The sequence below is a fragment of the Stutzerimonas azotifigens DSM 17556 genome, from assembly GCF_000425625.1.
Classification (GTDB): domain Bacteria; phylum Pseudomonadota; class Gammaproteobacteria; order Pseudomonadales; family Pseudomonadaceae; genus Stutzerimonas; species Stutzerimonas azotifigens.
In genome coordinates, this window is record NZ_AUDU01000046.1 from 62,958 (window position 1) to 78,173 (window position 15,216).

Annotated in this window: 26 protein-coding genes and 3 tRNA genes; all 29 read right to left on the reverse strand. The window is 61.2% G+C overall.

The genetic code is table 11. The features are described 5' to 3' along the window. Positions 1–22: 22 nt before the first annotated feature. Positions 23–1,351, reverse strand: coding sequence for a preprotein translocase subunit SecY (gene secY, locus H610_RS0105455; RefSeq protein WP_028238746.1), 1,329 nt, complete (start codon positions 1,349–1,351; stop codon positions 23–25). Continuing rightward, entirely contained in the window at positions 1,352–1,786 is a 435-nt protein-coding gene (gene rplO / locus H610_RS0105460) for a 50S ribosomal protein L15 (RefSeq protein WP_028238747.1), read from the reverse strand. It lies immediately after the preceding gene. A 3-nt stretch (positions 1,787–1,789) separates the two neighbouring features. After that, a complete protein-coding gene (gene rpmD, locus H610_RS0105465; protein WP_028238748.1) occupies positions 1,790–1,972 on the reverse strand; it encodes a 50S ribosomal protein L30 in 183 nt (60 codons plus the stop codon). 2 nt (positions 1,973–1,974) lie between these two features. Further along, positions 1,975–2,475, reverse strand: a complete 501-nt coding sequence (gene rpsE / locus H610_RS0105470) for a 30S ribosomal protein S5 (protein WP_028238749.1) — start codon at positions 2,473–2,475, stop codon at positions 1,975–1,977. A gap of 3 nt (positions 2,476–2,478) precedes the next feature. Next, the gene (gene rplR, locus H610_RS0105475; protein WP_028238750.1) at positions 2,479–2,829 is read right to left on the reverse strand and encodes a 50S ribosomal protein L18; all 351 of its coding nucleotides are present in this window, start codon (positions 2,827–2,829) and stop codon (positions 2,479–2,481) included. A gap of 10 nt (positions 2,830–2,839) precedes the next feature. After that, positions 2,840–3,373 (reverse strand): 50S ribosomal protein L6, encoded by a 534-nt coding sequence (rplF, locus tag H610_RS0105480; RefSeq protein ID WP_028238751.1) that lies wholly within the window; start codon positions 3,371–3,373, stop codon positions 2,840–2,842. Between the two features lie 12 nt (positions 3,374–3,385). Next, positions 3,386–3,778 (reverse strand): 30S ribosomal protein S8, encoded by a 393-nt coding sequence (gene rpsH / locus H610_RS0105485; protein WP_028238752.1) that lies wholly within the window; start codon positions 3,776–3,778, stop codon positions 3,386–3,388. Positions 3,779–3,941: 163 nt separating this feature from the next. Further along, entirely contained in the window at positions 3,942–4,247 is a 306-nt protein-coding gene (rpsN, locus tag H610_RS0105490; protein WP_028238753.1) for a 30S ribosomal protein S14, read from the reverse strand. Positions 4,248–4,260: 13 nt separating this feature from the next. After that, the gene (gene rplE, locus H610_RS0105495) at positions 4,261–4,800 is read right to left on the reverse strand and encodes a 50S ribosomal protein L5 (protein WP_028238754.1); all 540 of its coding nucleotides are present in this window, start codon (positions 4,798–4,800) and stop codon (positions 4,261–4,263) included. Between the two features lie 19 nt (positions 4,801–4,819). After that, entirely contained in the window at positions 4,820–5,134 is a 315-nt protein-coding gene (rplX, locus tag H610_RS0105500) for a 50S ribosomal protein L24 (protein ID WP_028238755.1), read from the reverse strand. A gap of 12 nt (positions 5,135–5,146) precedes the next feature. Then, positions 5,147–5,515 (reverse strand): 50S ribosomal protein L14, encoded by a 369-nt coding sequence (gene rplN / locus H610_RS0105505; protein ID WP_003289207.1) that lies wholly within the window; start codon positions 5,513–5,515, stop codon positions 5,147–5,149. A gap of 23 nt (positions 5,516–5,538) precedes the next feature. Next, entirely contained in the window at positions 5,539–5,805 is a 267-nt protein-coding gene (rpsQ, locus tag H610_RS0105510) for a 30S ribosomal protein S17 (RefSeq protein ID WP_028238756.1), read from the reverse strand. A gap of 2 nt (positions 5,806–5,807) precedes the next feature. Continuing rightward, entirely contained in the window at positions 5,808–5,999 is a 192-nt protein-coding gene (gene rpmC, locus H610_RS0105515) for a 50S ribosomal protein L29 (RefSeq protein WP_028238757.1), read from the reverse strand. Beyond that, complete coding sequence (rplP, locus tag H610_RS0105520; protein WP_028238758.1) at positions 5,999–6,412, reverse strand: 50S ribosomal protein L16; 414 nt, start codon at positions 6,410–6,412, stop codon at positions 5,999–6,001. Before rplP ends, rpmC begins: the two co-directional genes overlap by 1 nt. Before the next feature lie 12 nt (positions 6,413–6,424). Further along, a complete protein-coding gene (gene rpsC, locus H610_RS0105525; RefSeq protein WP_028238759.1) occupies positions 6,425–7,114 on the reverse strand; it encodes a 30S ribosomal protein S3 in 690 nt (229 codons plus the stop codon). Positions 7,115–7,127: 13 nt separating this feature from the next. Next, positions 7,128–7,460 carry a 50S ribosomal protein L22 gene (rplV, locus tag H610_RS0105530; RefSeq protein ID WP_003103908.1) on the reverse strand — a complete coding sequence of 111 codons (333 nt, stop codon included), beginning with the start codon at positions 7,458–7,460 and terminating at the stop codon, positions 7,128–7,130. A gap of 13 nt (positions 7,461–7,473) precedes the next feature. After that, a complete protein-coding gene (gene rpsS, locus H610_RS0105535) occupies positions 7,474–7,749 on the reverse strand; it encodes a 30S ribosomal protein S19 (protein ID WP_003293029.1) in 276 nt (91 codons plus the stop codon). 16 nt (positions 7,750–7,765) lie between these two features. Then, positions 7,766–8,587: a 50S ribosomal protein L2 gene (gene rplB, locus H610_RS0105540; RefSeq protein ID WP_028238760.1), complete on the reverse strand. Its 822-nt coding sequence runs from the start codon at positions 8,585–8,587 to the stop codon at positions 7,766–7,768. Positions 8,588–8,601: 14 nt separating this feature from the next. After that, positions 8,602–8,901, reverse strand: coding sequence for a 50S ribosomal protein L23 (rplW, locus tag H610_RS0105545; protein WP_028238761.1), 300 nt, complete (start codon positions 8,899–8,901; stop codon positions 8,602–8,604). After that, a complete protein-coding gene (gene rplD / locus H610_RS0105550) occupies positions 8,898–9,500 on the reverse strand; it encodes a 50S ribosomal protein L4 (RefSeq protein WP_028238762.1) in 603 nt (200 codons plus the stop codon). The genes rplW and rplD overlap by 4 nt, the downstream gene beginning before the upstream one ends. Before the next feature lie 12 nt (positions 9,501–9,512). Continuing rightward, positions 9,513–10,148, reverse strand: coding sequence for a 50S ribosomal protein L3 (rplC, locus tag H610_RS0105555; RefSeq protein WP_028238763.1), 636 nt, complete (start codon positions 10,146–10,148; stop codon positions 9,513–9,515). A gap of 84 nt (positions 10,149–10,232) precedes the next feature. Beyond that, a complete protein-coding gene (gene rpsJ / locus H610_RS0105560; protein WP_003463313.1) occupies positions 10,233–10,544 on the reverse strand; it encodes a 30S ribosomal protein S10 in 312 nt (103 codons plus the stop codon). 151 nt (positions 10,545–10,695) lie between these two features. Next, positions 10,696–11,889: an elongation factor Tu gene (tuf, locus tag H610_RS0105565; RefSeq protein WP_028238764.1), complete on the reverse strand. Its 1,194-nt coding sequence runs from the start codon at positions 11,887–11,889 to the stop codon at positions 10,696–10,698. A gap of 82 nt (positions 11,890–11,971) precedes the next feature. After that, positions 11,972–12,047, reverse strand: a tRNA-Thr gene (locus tag H610_RS0105570). 22 nt (positions 12,048–12,069) lie between these two features. Then, positions 12,070–12,143 (reverse strand) — tRNA-Gly (locus H610_RS0105575). Between the two features lie 24 nt (positions 12,144–12,167). Next, positions 12,168–12,252, reverse strand: a tRNA-Tyr gene (locus H610_RS0105580). A 141-nt stretch (positions 12,253–12,393) separates the two neighbouring features. After that, positions 12,394–13,065, reverse strand: a complete 672-nt coding sequence (locus H610_RS0105585; RefSeq protein ID WP_028238765.1) for an SPOR domain-containing protein — start codon at positions 13,063–13,065, stop codon at positions 12,394–12,396. Positions 13,066–13,080: 15 nt separating this feature from the next. After that, the gene (locus H610_RS0105590; protein ID WP_028238766.1) at positions 13,081–13,815 is read right to left on the reverse strand and encodes a type III pantothenate kinase; all 735 of its coding nucleotides are present in this window, start codon (positions 13,813–13,815) and stop codon (positions 13,081–13,083) included. Continuing rightward, positions 13,812–14,768 carry a bifunctional biotin--[acetyl-CoA-carboxylase] ligase/biotin operon repressor BirA gene (gene birA / locus H610_RS0105595; protein ID WP_028238767.1) on the reverse strand — a complete coding sequence of 319 codons (957 nt, stop codon included), beginning with the start codon at positions 14,766–14,768 and terminating at the stop codon, positions 13,812–13,814. Before birA ends, H610_RS0105590 begins: the two co-directional genes overlap by 4 nt. Between the last annotated feature and the right edge of the window lie 448 nt (positions 14,769–15,216).

The following is a 15,216-nucleotide window of genomic DNA, read 5'->3' on the forward strand; positions in this document are numbered from 1 at the left end:
ACTCCTCGAACCCAAGGGACGGTCAGCGCAGCATGCCGCTGCCGTAACCCTTCAGGTTGGCTTTCTTCATGAGGGACTCGTACTGGTGCGACATGAGATGGGATTGCACTTGTGACATGAAATCCATCACCACGACGACCACGATCAGCAGCGAGGTCCCGCCAAGGTAGAACGGCACGTTGGCCGCCACCACCAGGAACTGGGGCAGCAGGCATACAGCCGTCATGTAGAGGGCACCGAACAGGGTCAAGCGGGTCAGCACGCCATCGATATAGCGTGCCGACTGCTCGCCCGGGCGAATGCCGGGAATAAACGCACCCGATTTCTTCAGGTTCTCCGCGACGTCCTTGGGATTGAACATCAGAGCCGTGTAGAAGAAGCAGAAGAAGATGATGCCGGCGCTGAACAGCAGGATGTTCAGCGGCTGCCCCGGAGCGATGGCCTGCGCCACGTCCTGCAGCCAGCCGAGCCCCTCGGACTGCCCGAACCAGGAACCGAGCGACGCCGGGAACAGCAGCAGACTGCTGGCGAAGATCGCCGGGATGACCCCGGCCATGTTCACCTTCAGCGGCAGGTGGCTGGTCTGCGCTGCGAAGACCTTGCGGCCCTGCTGACGCTTGGCGTAGTGAACGGCGATACGCCGCTGGCCACGCTCGATGAACACCACGAAGCCGATGATGGCCACTGCCACCAGGCCGACCGCCAGCAATGCGATGATGTTGATGTCGCCCTGCCGTGCGGACTCGAACGACTGTCCGAGTGCGCCCGGCAGGCCGGCCACGATACCGGCGAAGATCAGCATCGAGATGCCGTTGCCGATACCGCGCTCGGTGATCTGCTCACCGAGCCACATCATGAACATCGCGCCGGCGACGAAGGTGGTGACGGCCAGGAAGTGGAAGGCGAAGCCGCTGCTGAACGCAACGCCCTGCCCCGCCAGCCCGACCGACATGCCGACCGCCTGCACGATCGCCAGCACCAGCGCGAGATAACGCGTGTACTGGCTGATCTTGCGTCGACCGGCCTCGCCTTCCTTCTTCAACTGCTCCAGCTGCGGACTGACCGCGGTCATGAGCTGCATGATGATCGACGCCGAAATGTACGGCATGATCCCCAGTGCGAAGATGCTCATGCGCTCCAGCGCGCCACCGGAAAACATGTTGAACAGGCTAAGGATGGTCCCCTCGTTCTGCCGGAACAGCTCTGCCAGCCTGTCCGGATTGATGCCCGGCACCGGAATGTGGGCACCGATCCGGTAGACGATGATCGCCATGAACAAGAAGCGCAGACGCGCCCAGAGCTCGGACAGCCCGCCATTGGTCAGCGCGGAGAGAGCACCTTGCTTAGCCATTTATTCCTCGAACTTGCCGCCAGCTGCTTCGATAGCCGCACGCGCACCCTTGGTGGCGGCGATGCCCTTCAGGGTGACGGCACGCCCAACCTCGCCCGACAGCATCACCTTAACGCGCTGTACGTTCTGGTTGATGATGTTGGCGTCCTTCAGGCTCTGCAGGCTCACCACGTCGCCGTCCACCTTGGCCAGCTCGGAGGTACGCACTTCGGCGCGATCCATGGCCTTCAGCGAAACGAAGCCGAACTTCGGCAGACGACGATGCAGCGGCTGCTGGCCACCCTCGAAGCCCGGAGCGATCTTGCCGCCGGAGCGCGAGGTCTGACCCTTGTGACCACGGCCGCCGGTCTTGCCGAGGCCGCTACCGATACCACGGCCCGGACGCAGCTTTTCGCGACGAGCACCCGGTGCGGAACGCAGATCGTTCAGTTGCATGGATTAGCCCTCCACACGCAGCAGGTAGTAGGCTTTGTTGATCATGCCGCGGTTCTCAGGCGTGTCCTGAACTTCCACGGTGTGACCGATGCGACGCAGGCCGAGGCCTTTGACGCACGCCTTGTGATTCGCCAGCCGCCCGTTCAGGCTCTTGACCAGCGTGACTTTGACAGTTGCGGTAGCCATGGTTAGAGGATCTCCTCGACGCTCTTGCCACGCTTGGCTGCGACCGACTCGGGCGACTGCATGGACTTCAGCCCCTTGAAGGTGGCGTAGACCACGTTCACCGGGTTGGTGGAGCCATAGCACTTCGCCAGAACGTTCTGCACGCCTGCGACTTCCAGGATGGCGCGCATGGCGCCGCCGGCGATGACACCGGTACCTTCCGAGGCCGGCTGCATGTACACCTTCGAAGCGCCATGGGCGGACTTGATCGGGTACTGCAGGGTCGAGCCGTTCAGATCCACCTGGATCATGTTGCGGCGCGCGGCTTCCATGGCCTTCTGGATGGCGGCCGGCACTTCGCGCGACTTGCCACGGCCGAAACCGACGCGACCCTTGCCGTCGCCAACCACGGTCAGCGCGGTGAAGGTGAAGATACGACCGCCTTTGACGGTCTTGGCGACGCGGTTAACCTGAACCAGCTTCTCGATGTAGCCTTCGTCGCGCTTTTGCTCGTTATTTGCCATAACTTAGAACTCCAGCCCGCCTTCACGAGCAGCATCAGCCAGTGCCTTGACACGACCGTGGTATTTGAAGCCGGAACGATCGAACGCGACCTGGGTAACGCCGGCGGCTTTCGCGCGCTCGGCCACCAGCTGACCGACCTTCTTGGCCGCATCGACGTTGCCGGTGGCACCGTCACGCAGCTCCTTGTCCAGCGTGGAGGCGCTGGCCAGGACCTTGCCGCCGTCGGCCGCGATGACCTGGGCGTAGATGTGCTGGGAAGAGCGGTACACGCAGAGGCGTACGGCTTCCAGCTCGCGCATTTTCAGGCGTGCCTTGCGAGCGCGACGCAGACGAGTTTCTTTCTTTACGCTCATTTGCTATGCCCTACTTCTTCTTAGCTTCTTTACGATGGACGACTTCGTCGGAGTAACGAACGCCCTTGCCCTTGTACGGCTCGGGACGACGGAAGTCGCGGATCTCAGCAGCCACCTGACCGACCAGTTGCTTGTCGATGCCCTTGATCAGGATATCGGTCTGGGTCGGAGTTTCAGCCGTGATGCCTTGCGGCAGCTGATAGTCGATGGGGTGCGAGAAGCCAAGAGCCAGGGACAGCACTTGACCTTTGGCCTGCGCCTTGTAACCGACGCCAACCAGCTGGAGCTTGCGCTCGAAGCCCTGGCTGACACCGATGACCATGTTGTTGACCAGCGCACGGGTGGTGCCGGCCATGGCCTTGTTCTGCTGGTCGCCGTTACGCGCGGCGAAACGCAGCTCGCCGGATTCCTGCACGACCTCGACGGACGGATGGACGTTCAGTTCGAGAGCACCCTTGGAGCCCTTCACCGACAGACGCTGACCGGCCAGGCTGACTTCAACGCCGGCGGGCAGCTTGACGGGGTTCTTAGCAACGCGAGACATGCTTATCCCCCCTTAGAACACGGTGCAGAGCACTTCGCCACCGACGCCTGCGGCGCGGGCAGCGCGATCGGTCATCACACCCTTGTTGGTGGACACGATCGAAACGCCGAGGCCGCCGCGAACTTTCGGCAGCTGGTCGACGGACTTGTACTGGCGCAGGCCGGGACGGCTCACGCGCTTGAGCTCCTCGATGACCGGGCGGCCCTCGAAGTACTTGAGCTCGATGGACAGCTGCGGCTTGACGTCGCTACTGATCTGGTAACCGGAAATGTAACCCTCGCTCTTCAGAACGTCGGCTACTGCCACCTTCAGCTTGGAAGACGGCATGCTTACCACGGTCTTCTCAGCCAACTGGGCATTACGGATACGAGTTAGCATGTCCGCTAACGGGTCCTGCATACTCATGGGCTTGATGCTCCTGACAACAGATGAAAGCCTTTCGGCCTAACTTTCCAAACCCGGAACACGGGCTCAGAAGAGCCGGTCATTCTAGAGACCAGCCATAAATGAATCAAGCCCCATAAGGGGCTTGATTCGGCATTGCGTCGGGCGGCGGACCGCCCGCGACTTACCAGCTGGCCTTGACCAGACCCGGTACGTCACCGCGCATGGCGGCCTGACGCAGCATGTTGCGCGCCAGACCGAACTTGCGGTAGTAGCCGTGCGGACGGCCGGTCAGACGGCAGCGGTTGCGCAGGCGCGAGGCGCTCGCGTCACGCGGCTGCTTCTGCAGGGCGACCTGGGCTTCCCAGCGCTCTTCCGGAGAGGAAGCCGGGTTGACGATGATCGCCTTGAGCGCCGCACGCTTCTGGGCGTACTTGGCAACCGTCTGCTGACGTTTCAGCTCGCGGTTCTTCATGCTCTGCTTAGCCATGTGCGTACTCCAATCAGGTGCGGAACGGGAAGTTGAAAGCGCGCAGCAGAGCGCGACCTTCATCGTCCGTACGAGCCGTGGTGGTGAGCGTGATGTCAAGACCGCGCAGCGCATCGATCTTGTCGTAGTCGATCTCCGGGAAGATGATCTGCTCTTTGACGCCCATGCTGTAGTTGCCGCGCCCATCGAAGGACTTGGCATTCAGGCCGCGGAAGTCGCGGACCCGCGGCAGGGAGATCGCGAGCAGGCGATCCAGGAATTCGTACATACGATCACGGCGCAGGGTGACCTTGACACCGATCGGCCAGCCTTCACGGATCTTGAAGCCTGCGATCGACTTACGCGCGTAAGTGACGACCGGCTTCTGACCGGTGATCTTCTCCAGATCGGCGACGGCGTTCTCGATGACCTTCTTGTCACCGACAGCCTCGCCCAGCCCCATGTTCAGGGTGATTTTGGTGATGCGCGGAACTTCCATCACGTTCGCCAGCTTCAGCTCTTCCTTCAGCTTGGGCGCGATGTCTTTCCGGTAAATCTCTTTAAGTCGTGCCATGGTATCTACCTAGCAGTGCTCAAGCATCGACCGGTTTCTGGGTCGACTTGAAGACGCGAATTTTCTTGCCGTCTTCAACCTTGAAACCCACGCGGTCGGCCTTGTTGGTCTCACCATTGAAAATGGCGACGTTGGAGACGTGCAGAGGCGCCTCTTTCTCGACGATACCGCCCTGTACACCGGCCATCGGGTTGGGCTTGGTATGGCGCTTGATCAGGTTCACGCCACCCACGATCAGACGATCGTCGGCGAGCACCTTCAGCACCTTGCCACGCTTGCCCTTGTCCTTGCCGGCGATGACGATGATCTCGTCGTCACGACGAATCTTTTGCATGACGGCTACTCCTTACAGCACTTCGGGCGCGAGAGAGACGATCTTCATGAACTTCTCGGAACGAAGCTCACGCGTCACGGGCCCGAAGATACGGGTACCGATCGGCTCCTGCTTGTTGTTCAGCAGAACGGCAGCGTTGCCGTCGAAGCGGATGATCGAGCCATCCGGACGACGCACACCGTGACGGGTACGCACCACGACTGCAGTCATGACCTGGCCCTTCTTGACCTTGCCACGCGGAATCGCTTCTTTCACGGTGACCTTGATGATGTCACCGATGCCGGCGTAACGGCGGTGAGAACCGCCGAGCACCTTGATGCACATCACGCGACGCGCGCCACTGTTGTCGGCGACGTCGAGCATGGATTGAGTCTGAATCATATAAGTTCTCCGACCCCTAGCCCTTAGACTTCGACGGCGCGTTCGACAACGTCAACCAGCATCCAGGACTTGGTCTTGGCCATCGGGCGGGTTTCGCGGATGGTGACCTTGTCGCCGATCTTGCACTGGTTGCTCTCATCGTGAGCATGCAGCTTGGTCGAGCGCTTGACGTATTTACCGTAGATCGGGTGCTTGACGCGACGCTCGATCAGAACGGTGATGGTCTTGTCCATCTTGTCGCTGACGACACGGCCGGTCAGCGTGCGGACGGTTTTCTGAGCTTCAGCCATGATCACTTACCTGCCTGCTGGTTGAGCACAGTCTTGACACGAGCGATGTCGCGCTTGACTTGCGAGAGCAGGTGCGACTGCCCCAACTGGCCGGTCGCCTTCTGCATACGCAGATTGAACTGGTCGCGCAGCAGCCCGAGCAGTTGCTCGTTCAGCTCCTGGGCGGATTTTTCACGAAGGTCATTCGCTTTCATCACATCACCGTCCGCTTAACAAAGGAGGTGGCGAGCGGCAGCTTCGCAGCCGCCAGGGCAAACGCCTCGCGCGCCAGCTCTTCGGAAACACCCTCGATCTCGTAGAGCACCTTGCCCGGTTGAATCTGGGCTACCCAGTACTCGACGTTACCCTTGCCTTTACCCATACGAACTTCGAGGGGCTTCTTGGTGACGGGCTTGTCGGGGAAAACGCGGATCCAGATCTTGCCGCCACGCTTCACGTGACGGGTCAGCGCGCGACGCGCCGCCTCGATCTGGCGGGCCGTCAGACGGCCGCGGGACACGGACTTCAGCGCGAACTCGCCGAAGCTCACCTTACTACCGCGCTGAGCCAGGCCACGGTTGTGACCGGTCATCTGCTTGCGGAATTTTGTACGCTTAGGTTGCAGCATTTGGCGTACCCCTTACTTGGCAGCAGCTTTTTTACGAGGCGCAGGCGCCTGAGGCTTCAGCTCTTCATGGCGGCCACCGATGACCTCGCCCTTGAAGATCCAAACCTTCACGCCGATCACACCGTAGGTGGTGTGCGCTTCGTAGGTGGCGTAATCGATATCCGCACGCAGGGTGTGCAGCGGCACACGACCTTCGCGGTACCACTCGGTACGGGCGATCTCGGCGCCGCCGAGACGGCCGCTGACCTGGATCTTGATACCCTTGGCACCAATGCGGATGGCGTTCTGTACCGCGCGCTTCATGGCACGACGGAACATCACGCGACGCTCCAGCTGCTGGGCGACGCTCTGGGCAACCAGCATCGCGTCGAGCTCCGGCTTGCGGATCTCTTCGATGTTGATGTGCACCGGCACGCCCATCTTCTTGGTCAGGTCCTGACGCAGCTTCTCAACGTCCTCACCTTTCTTGCCGATCACGATGCCGGGACGAGCGGTGTGGATGGTGATGCGTGCGGTTTGAGCCGGACGATGAATGTCGATACGGCTCACGGACGCGTTTTTTAGTTTGTCCAGGAGGTATTCGCGCACGTTCAGATCTGCGAGCAGATAGTCTGCATAAGTGCGGCCGTCTGCGTACCAGACGGAGGTGTGCTCCTTGACGATTCCCAGGCGAATGCCAGTGGGATGTACTTTCTGACCCATCTGATCGACTCCGTTACTTGTCCGCAACCTTGACAGTGATATGGCAAGACCGCTTGACGATGCGATCAGCGCGGCCCTTTGCCCGCGGCATGATGCGCTTAAGCGAACGCCCTTCGTTGACGAAAACGGTGGAAACCTTCAGGTCGTCCACGTCAGCGCCTTCGTTGTGCTCGGCGTTGGCCACGGCCGACTCGAGCACCTTTTTCATGATTTCCGCGGCTTTCTTACTGCTGAAAGCCAGGAGGTTGAGCGCTTCGCCCACCTTCTTCCCGCGGATCTGGTCGGCGACCAGGCGGGCTTTCTGGGCGGAGATGCGAGCGCCCGACAGCTTAGCGGCTACTTCCATCTTTCCTTACCCCTTAGCGCTTGCCTTTCTTGTCTGCCACGTGACCGCGGTAGGTGCGGGTCGCGGCAAACTCGCCGAGCTTGTGGCCGACCATGTCTTCGCTCACGAGAACGGGGACATGCTGGCGACCGTTGTGTACAGCAATGGTCAGACCGACCATCTGCGGCAGGATCATCGAACGACGCGACCAGGTTTTCACCGGCTTGCGATCGTTCTTTTCCACCGCCGCCTCGACCTTCTTCAGTAGGTGAAGATCGATAAAAGGACCTTTTTTCAGAGAACGCGGCACAGTCGTATCCCTCTAGTTACTTGCGACGGCGGACAATCATGTTGTCGGTACGCTTGTTGGCACGGGTCTTCGCGCCCTTGGTCGGGAAGCCCCACGGCGAAACCGGATGACGGCCACCGGAAGTACGACCCTCACCACCACCATGCGGGTGGTCGACCGGGTTCATGGCGACGCCACGAACGGTCGGGCGGACACCGCGCCAGCGCTTCGCACCGGCCTTGCCCAGCGAACGCAGACTGTGTTCGGAGTTGGAGACCTCGCCCAGGGTCGCACGGCACTCGGCCAGGACCTTGCGCATCTCGCCCGAACGCAGACGCAGGGTGACGTATGCACCTTCACGCGCGACCAGCTGGGCCGAAGCACCAGCCGAACGAGCCAGCTGGGCGCCCTTGCCCGGCTTCAGCTCGACGCCGTGAATGGTCGAACCGACCGGAATGTTGCGCAGCGGCAGGCTGTTGCCGGCCTTGATCGGCGCGTCGATACCGGACACCAGCTGATCGCCGGCGCTCACGCCCTTCGGCGCGATGATGTAACGACGCTCGCCGTCGGCATACTTCAGCAGGGCGATGTGAGCAGTACGGTTCGGATCGTATTCGATACGCTCGACGATGGCAGGAATGCCATCCTTGTTGCGGCGAAAATCGACCAGACGGTAGTGCTGCTTGTGACCACCGCCAACGTGGCGAGTGGTGATGCGGCCGTTGTTGTTACGACCACCGGACTTCGACTTCTTCTCGAGCAGCGGTGCGTAGGGAGCGCCCTTGTGGAGCTCCTGATTGACCACCTTGACGACAAAGCGGCGGCCCGCGGAAGTCGGCTTGCACTTAACGATTGCCATGATGCACCCCTTCCTTACTCAGCGCTGCTGGAGAAATCGAGATCCTGGCCCGGCTGAAGCGCGATGTACGCCTTCTTCCAGTCGTTGCGCTTGCCCAGGCCGCGAGCGGTACGCTTGGTCTTGCCCTGGACGTTCAGGGTGGTGACACGAGCGACTTTCACGCTGAACAGGCTTTCGACGGCCTTCTTGATTTCCAGCTTGGTCGCATCGGTCGCGACCTTGAAAACGAATTGCTTCTTGGTGTCCGCCAGCACGGTGGCCTTCTCGGAGATATGCGGACCAAGCAGTACTTTGAATACGCGTTCCTGGTTCATCCCAGCAGCTCCTCGAATTTCTTCACCGCGGACACGGTGATGAGCACCTTGTCATAGGCGATCAGGCTTACCGGATCGGAACCCTGAACGTCGCGCACGTCGACATTCGGCAGGTTGCGAGCGGCGAGGTACAGATTCTGATCGACGGCATCGGACACGATCAGCACGTCGTTCAGACCCATGCCGGCCAGCTTGGATGCCAGCATCTTGGTCTTCGGGGCGTCGACCGCGAAGTCCTCGACGACGACCAGGCGCTCGGAACGAACCAGCTCACCGAGGATGGAGCGCAGCGCGGCGCGGTACATCTTCTTGTTGAGCTTCTGCTCGTGGCTCTGCGGACGGGCTGCGAAGGTCACGCCACCGCCACGCCAGATCGGACCACGGGTGGTACCGGCACGGGCACGACCGGTGCCCTTCTGACGCCACGGGCGCTTGCCGCCGCCGGAAACGTCCGAACGGCTCTTCTGCTGCTTGCTGCCCTGGCGGCCGCCAGCCATGTAGGCAACGACAGCCTGATGCACCAGTGTCTCGTTGAATTCGCCACCAAAGGTGCGATCGGAGACCTCGATGGCCTGGGCGCCATTAACATTCAATTGCATGTGAAATCCCCCTTAACCGCGAGCCTTGACAGCCGGACGTACAACCACGTCGCCGCCAGTGGCGCCGGGCACGGCGCCCTTGACCAGCAGCAGGTTACGTTCGGCATCGACACGGACGATTTCCAGGGATTGCACGGTGACGCGCTCGGCGCCCATGTGTCCGGACATCTTCTTGCCCTTGAACACTCGGCCAGGAGTCTGGCACTGGCCGATGGAACCGGGCACGCGGTGCGACACGGAGTTGCCGTGGGTGTTGTCCTGACCACGGAAATTCCAGCGCTTGATGGTACCGGCGAAGCCTTTACCCTTGGACTGACCGGTCACATCGACCATCTGGCCAGCCTGGAACAGATCGACACTGATCTGATCGCCCGCCTGGTACTCGCCGTCTTCGAGACGGAATTCCAGCACGCTGCGGCCAGCCGGAACGTTCGCCTTGGCGAAGTGACCCGCCTGGGCCTTGGTAACGCGGGAGGCGCGACGCTCGCCGACGGTCACCTGGACCGCGCGATAGCCATCGCTTTCTTCGTTCTTGAATTGGGTGACGCGATTCGGCTCGATTTCAATAACCGTAACCGGAATGGAGACACCTTCCTCGGTGAAAATGCGGGTCATGCCGCACTTACGACCGACTACACCAATAGTCATCTTGTGAACCTCATGAGTGTACGGGGCTTTCACCCGCTATGGCCGCCCATTTCAGAGCGTTACACGGACTAAAGCCGGATGGCTTCAGCCGAGGCTGATCTGCACTTCCACGCCAGCAGCAAGGTCGAGCTTCATCAGCGCATCGACGGTCTTGTCCGTCGGCTGAACGATGTCCAGCACACGCTTATGGGTACGAATCTCGTACTGATCGCGCGCGTCCTTGTTGACGTGCGGAGAGACCAGCACCGTGTACCGTTCCTTGCGGGTTGGCAGCGGAATCGGACCACGCACCTGAGCGCCAGTACGTTTCGCGGTTTCCACGATTTCCTGGGTTGATTGATCAATCAGGCGGTGGTCAAAAGCCTTCAACCGAATACGGATTTGTTGGTTTTGCATTTTGACCTCAGACTCAAAGTAGCACCCTACCAGGCCGGTTAGGCCCGATAAAAGGAGGCGCAATTGTACGGATGCACCTAGCCCATGTCAAACCGACTTGGCAATAGAAAAAGGGGCCTTTCGGCCCCTTCGTCTTTCGAAAAGCCGAGGCTTATTCGAAGATCTTGGCAACCACGCCGGCGCCGACGGTACGGCCACCTTCGCGGATGGCGAAGCGCAGACCGTCTTCCATCGCGATCGGTGCGATCAGGGTGACAACCATCTTGATGTTGTCGCCCGGCATCACCATCTCGACGCCTTCCGGCAGCTCGACGTTACCGGTCACATCGGTGGTGCGGAAGTAGAACTGCGGACGGTAGCCCTTGAAGAACGGCGTGTGACGACCGCCTTCTTCCTTGGACAGCACGTACACTTCGGCTTCGAACTTGGTGTGCGGCTTGATGGTGCCCGGCTTGGCCAGAACCTGGCCGCGCTCGACGTCCTCACGCTTGGTGCCACGCAGCAGCGCGCCGATGTTCTCGCCGGCACGACCTTCGTCGAGCAGCTTGCGGAACATTTCCACGCCGGTGCAGGTGGTCTTGGTGGTGGCGCGGATGCCGACGATCTCGACTTCCTCGCCCACCTTGACGATGCCGCGCTCGACACGACCGGTCACCACGGTGCCACGGCCGGAGATCGAGAACACGTCTTCGATCGGCATCAGGAACGGCTGGTCGATCGCACGCACCGGCTCCGGAATGTAGGAGTCCAGGGTTTCCACCAGCTTGCGCACGGCGGAGACGCCGATTTCGTTGTCATCCTTGCCTTCCAGCGCCATCAGCGCCGAGCCGACCACGATCGGGGTGTCGTCACCCGGGAAGTCGTAGGTCGACAGCAGGTCGCGCACTTCCATTTCCACCAGCTCCAGGAGCTCGGCGTCGTCGACCATGTCGGCCTTGTTCAGGAACACGACGATGTAGGGCACGCCCACCTGACGGGACAGCAGGATGTGCTCGCGGGTCTGCGGCATGGGGCCGTCGGCAGCCGAGCACACCAGGATCGCGCCGTCCATCTGCGCCGCACCGGTGATCATGTTCTTCACGTAGTCCGCGTGACCGGGGCAGTCGACGTGGGCGTAGTGACGGATGGCCGAGTCGTACTCGACGTGCGAGGTGTTGATGGTGATGCCGCGCGCCTTCTCTTCCGGCGCGTTGTCGATCTGCGAGAAATCACGAGCGGAACCGCCCCAGGTCTCGGCACAGACTTTGGTCAGCGCAGCCGTCAGCGTGGTCTTGCCATGGTCGACGTGACCGATGGTGCCGACGTTTACGTGCGGTTTGTTACGTTCGAATTTCTCTTTAGCCATCGAGACCGTCTCCCGTCATGAATTGAGCGAGTCGCACCACCATTAAAACAAAGGCAGATATCTTCATATCTGCCTTTGGGATTGGAGCTCATGAGCGGATTTGAACCGCTGACCTCACCCTTACCAAGGGTGTGCTCTACCAGCTGAGCTACATGAGCGAAGCTATTTGCGCAAACAACCTGGAGCGGGTAGCGGGAATCGAACCCGCATCATCAGCTTGGAAGGCTGAGGTTCTACCACTGAACTATACCCGCGAAGCTATCGCTTACGCTTGAATCTGGTGGAGGGGGAAGGATTCGAACCTTCGAAGTCGATGACGTCAGATTTACAGTCTGATCCCTTTGGCCACTCGGGAACCCCTCCAAAGGAGGCGGCATTTTCTTCCCATGCCACCCTACTGTCAAGCGTTTTCTCAATAAAAACTTGAGGTTAGCGCCGGAACAGCATCTTTGCATTCAGGACCTGAAGACCCTGGGTCGCAAAGCGGGCGCCATTCTATGCAAACTACCTTGCGGTTGCAATGGCCTCACAGGGCATTTGCCGATGCTGCAGACGCGGCTGCTGCCTGGCCAGACTTTCCAGCAGTCGCTCGTCCAGCAGACGGCGGCCTGCCGGCTCGACACGCACCCAGTAGGTCCGCTGAACACGCGGCAGATCCCTGATTTCGGGGGAGTACCCCATTTCGGCAATTCGCGCACGAACGGCGCTGGCGGATTCCCTTTGCGAGAAGATCCCGAGCGAGACGCCATTGGACAGGTCGCCAACCGTGATGACGTAGCTGTCCACATTGCGGGACTGCAGCTCCCTCAACTGCCGCAAGGCAGCGTCGCGCGAAGCGAGTGGAGGCAGATAGACCCAATAATCAGTTCCCGCGGACTCCTCCACGGGAATCACCCGGGCCGCGATATCGAGGCTCAACAGGCGCTGTTCGATCAGGCGAGCGGAGGCCTCCTGCTCCAGGCCGCCCAGGAACACACAGGCCGACTCGTCCGCAGCAGCTACCGGCGCAGCGCGAGTGACCGAACCAGGGGATTCGCTGAGCAGTTGGAGCCTGGGCTTGTTCTGCTGATAGCCAGAGAGCGGAGCGACCGTTTTCACATCGGCCGGCCGCTCCTGCTGGTGCCACACGGCGTACAGCAGATTGAGGGTCAGCAGAAAAAGGAATAACCAGCGCACCCGGACACCTCAAAATCACGGACAGGCAATTGCCAATCCCTCGAAAACCAGATCCTCGACGAACTGCACCTGGGCGAACCCCTCGGCCAGGGCGGCATCACCCCCGGTCATGAGGATGACAACCTCTTTTCCCAGCAGGGCTTCGGCGGCCACGATACGGGCGGAGACGAAGTCGCGCACCATCAGTTCGCAGCCACGCTCCACGGCATCGGCCGTTCGCACTCCTGGAACGGAACGGGCCGCCCGCGTCTGCTCGACAGCCTGATAGCGAACCCCTCCGGTATTGTCGGTCAGCAGCTTGCGCAGCAACGGCAAACCGGGAGCGATATATCCGCCGATGTGCACGCCGCTGCCCTGCACGTAGTCGACCGTAACCGCCGTTCCCACGTCGATGACGACACAGGGTGACCTGACCCTATTGTAGGCGGCAACCACCGCCAGCCAACGGTCCACACCGAGACGCTCATATTCGGCGTAGCCATTGCTCACGCCAGCAAGCACCATCGTCGAACGAGCCAATACCGGCGCGACGCCGGTCACCATTTCGAGGCGAGCGACCAGTGCGCTGGTCTCCTCCACCCCTCTGACACTCACCATCCGGCAGCGGGCTATCGGATAAGGCTGCGTCGCGAGCTGACCGACCAGTTCGTCTAAGTCACTCGCCCGCCCCCTCAGCGAGACCGCCTGTTTTCGGGAATCCCACAGCCGCCACTTGAGAAAGCTGTTCCCGCAATCCAGCTCCAGAATCATTCGTGAAGCCTCAAACTCAACTCTCCGCCATTGAAGCGCTGTTCCAGACCATTGCTTTCGAGCCTTAAAGCGCCTTGGTCGTCGACGCCGAGCACCACGCCAACGGTCTCGTTGGCACCCGCCGAAAGCTTCACGAGGCGCCCCTGCCAGAGGTGGCTGGCCTCCCACTCGGCTTTGACTGCCGCGAATCCGTATTGACACTGCCGCGCGAGGACTTCGTTCAAATTCCTGGCAAGCTGCACGGCGAGCTCCGTTCGGTCAATTGTCATACCCAGTTCCTGGGCCAGGGAGGTCCAGGGCTGGTCAATCAGCCCATGTGCCTCCTGCATGTTGACGTTGATGCCGACGCCTACCACGACCTCGCATTCGCCGGCAGGGTCACCGGCCAGCTCGAGCAGGATCCCCGCGATCTTTTTTTCCCCCACCAGCAGGTCATTCGGCCATTTCAGCCCGGCTCCCTCGAGACCAAGGGCGCGGAGGGTACGCAGCACAGCCACGCCGACGGCCAGGCTGATGCCCGATAGCTGGCGGGCACCGCCGTCGACCGCGAGGACGTGCGTAAAGTAAAGATTCGCACCGAATGGACTGACCCACTGCCGTCCACGCCTTCCGCGGCCGGCAGTCTGCTGCTCGGCCAGTACGACAAAGGGCGGCCTGCCTTGCTCCCGGAGAAGCGCAAGCGCCTTGGCGTTCGTGGAATCGATGCGGTGCGAAAAATGAAGCTGCCAGCCGAGCTCGGCGAGCGCCTCCGTCAGCCGGTTTTCATTGAGCAGTGAGAGAGAAGCCGGGAGCCGGTAGCCGTTGCCCCTGACCCGCTCGATGCTCAGACCGGTTTCCTTTTCCAGTCGAGCAATCTGCTTCCACACCGAGGCCCGACTTACGCCCAACGAGCTGCCGATCTCCTCACCGGAGTGAAAGTCGCCGTCTTGAAGGAATGTCAAAAGCCTGAGCACGGAAGAATCCCTTGGAAAAGGAGCGCGCATATTAGGTGATCGATGGTCCTGCCACCAGCTTCCGCTTCGGCAGCTCAGAGCCAGCCATTCGGCCACGCCATCGCTCCGATACAGGCCGGCGCCCATTGGCCTGGCACTCAGCCGCCCTCCGTGGATACCGGCCTGCGCCGGCATGACGGGCTCTGGCGCAGCGTCCAGACTCCTTACCCCCATCCCGTCGCCCCGGCCTGCGCCGGGGCCCAATGGGGGCCACGCCGCCGCCCGGCCGCACGCCTGAGGGCCGGCCCGCTCCAGGGATGCCGGGCGCAGCCATCCACTTTTCCACCGCGCAAAAGCAAACGCCCCGGCCGTTTCGGGCCAGGGCGTTTGGGATAGGAGCTTGACGATGACCTACTCTCACATGGGGAAGCCCCACACTACCATCGGCGATGCGTCGTTTCACTACTGA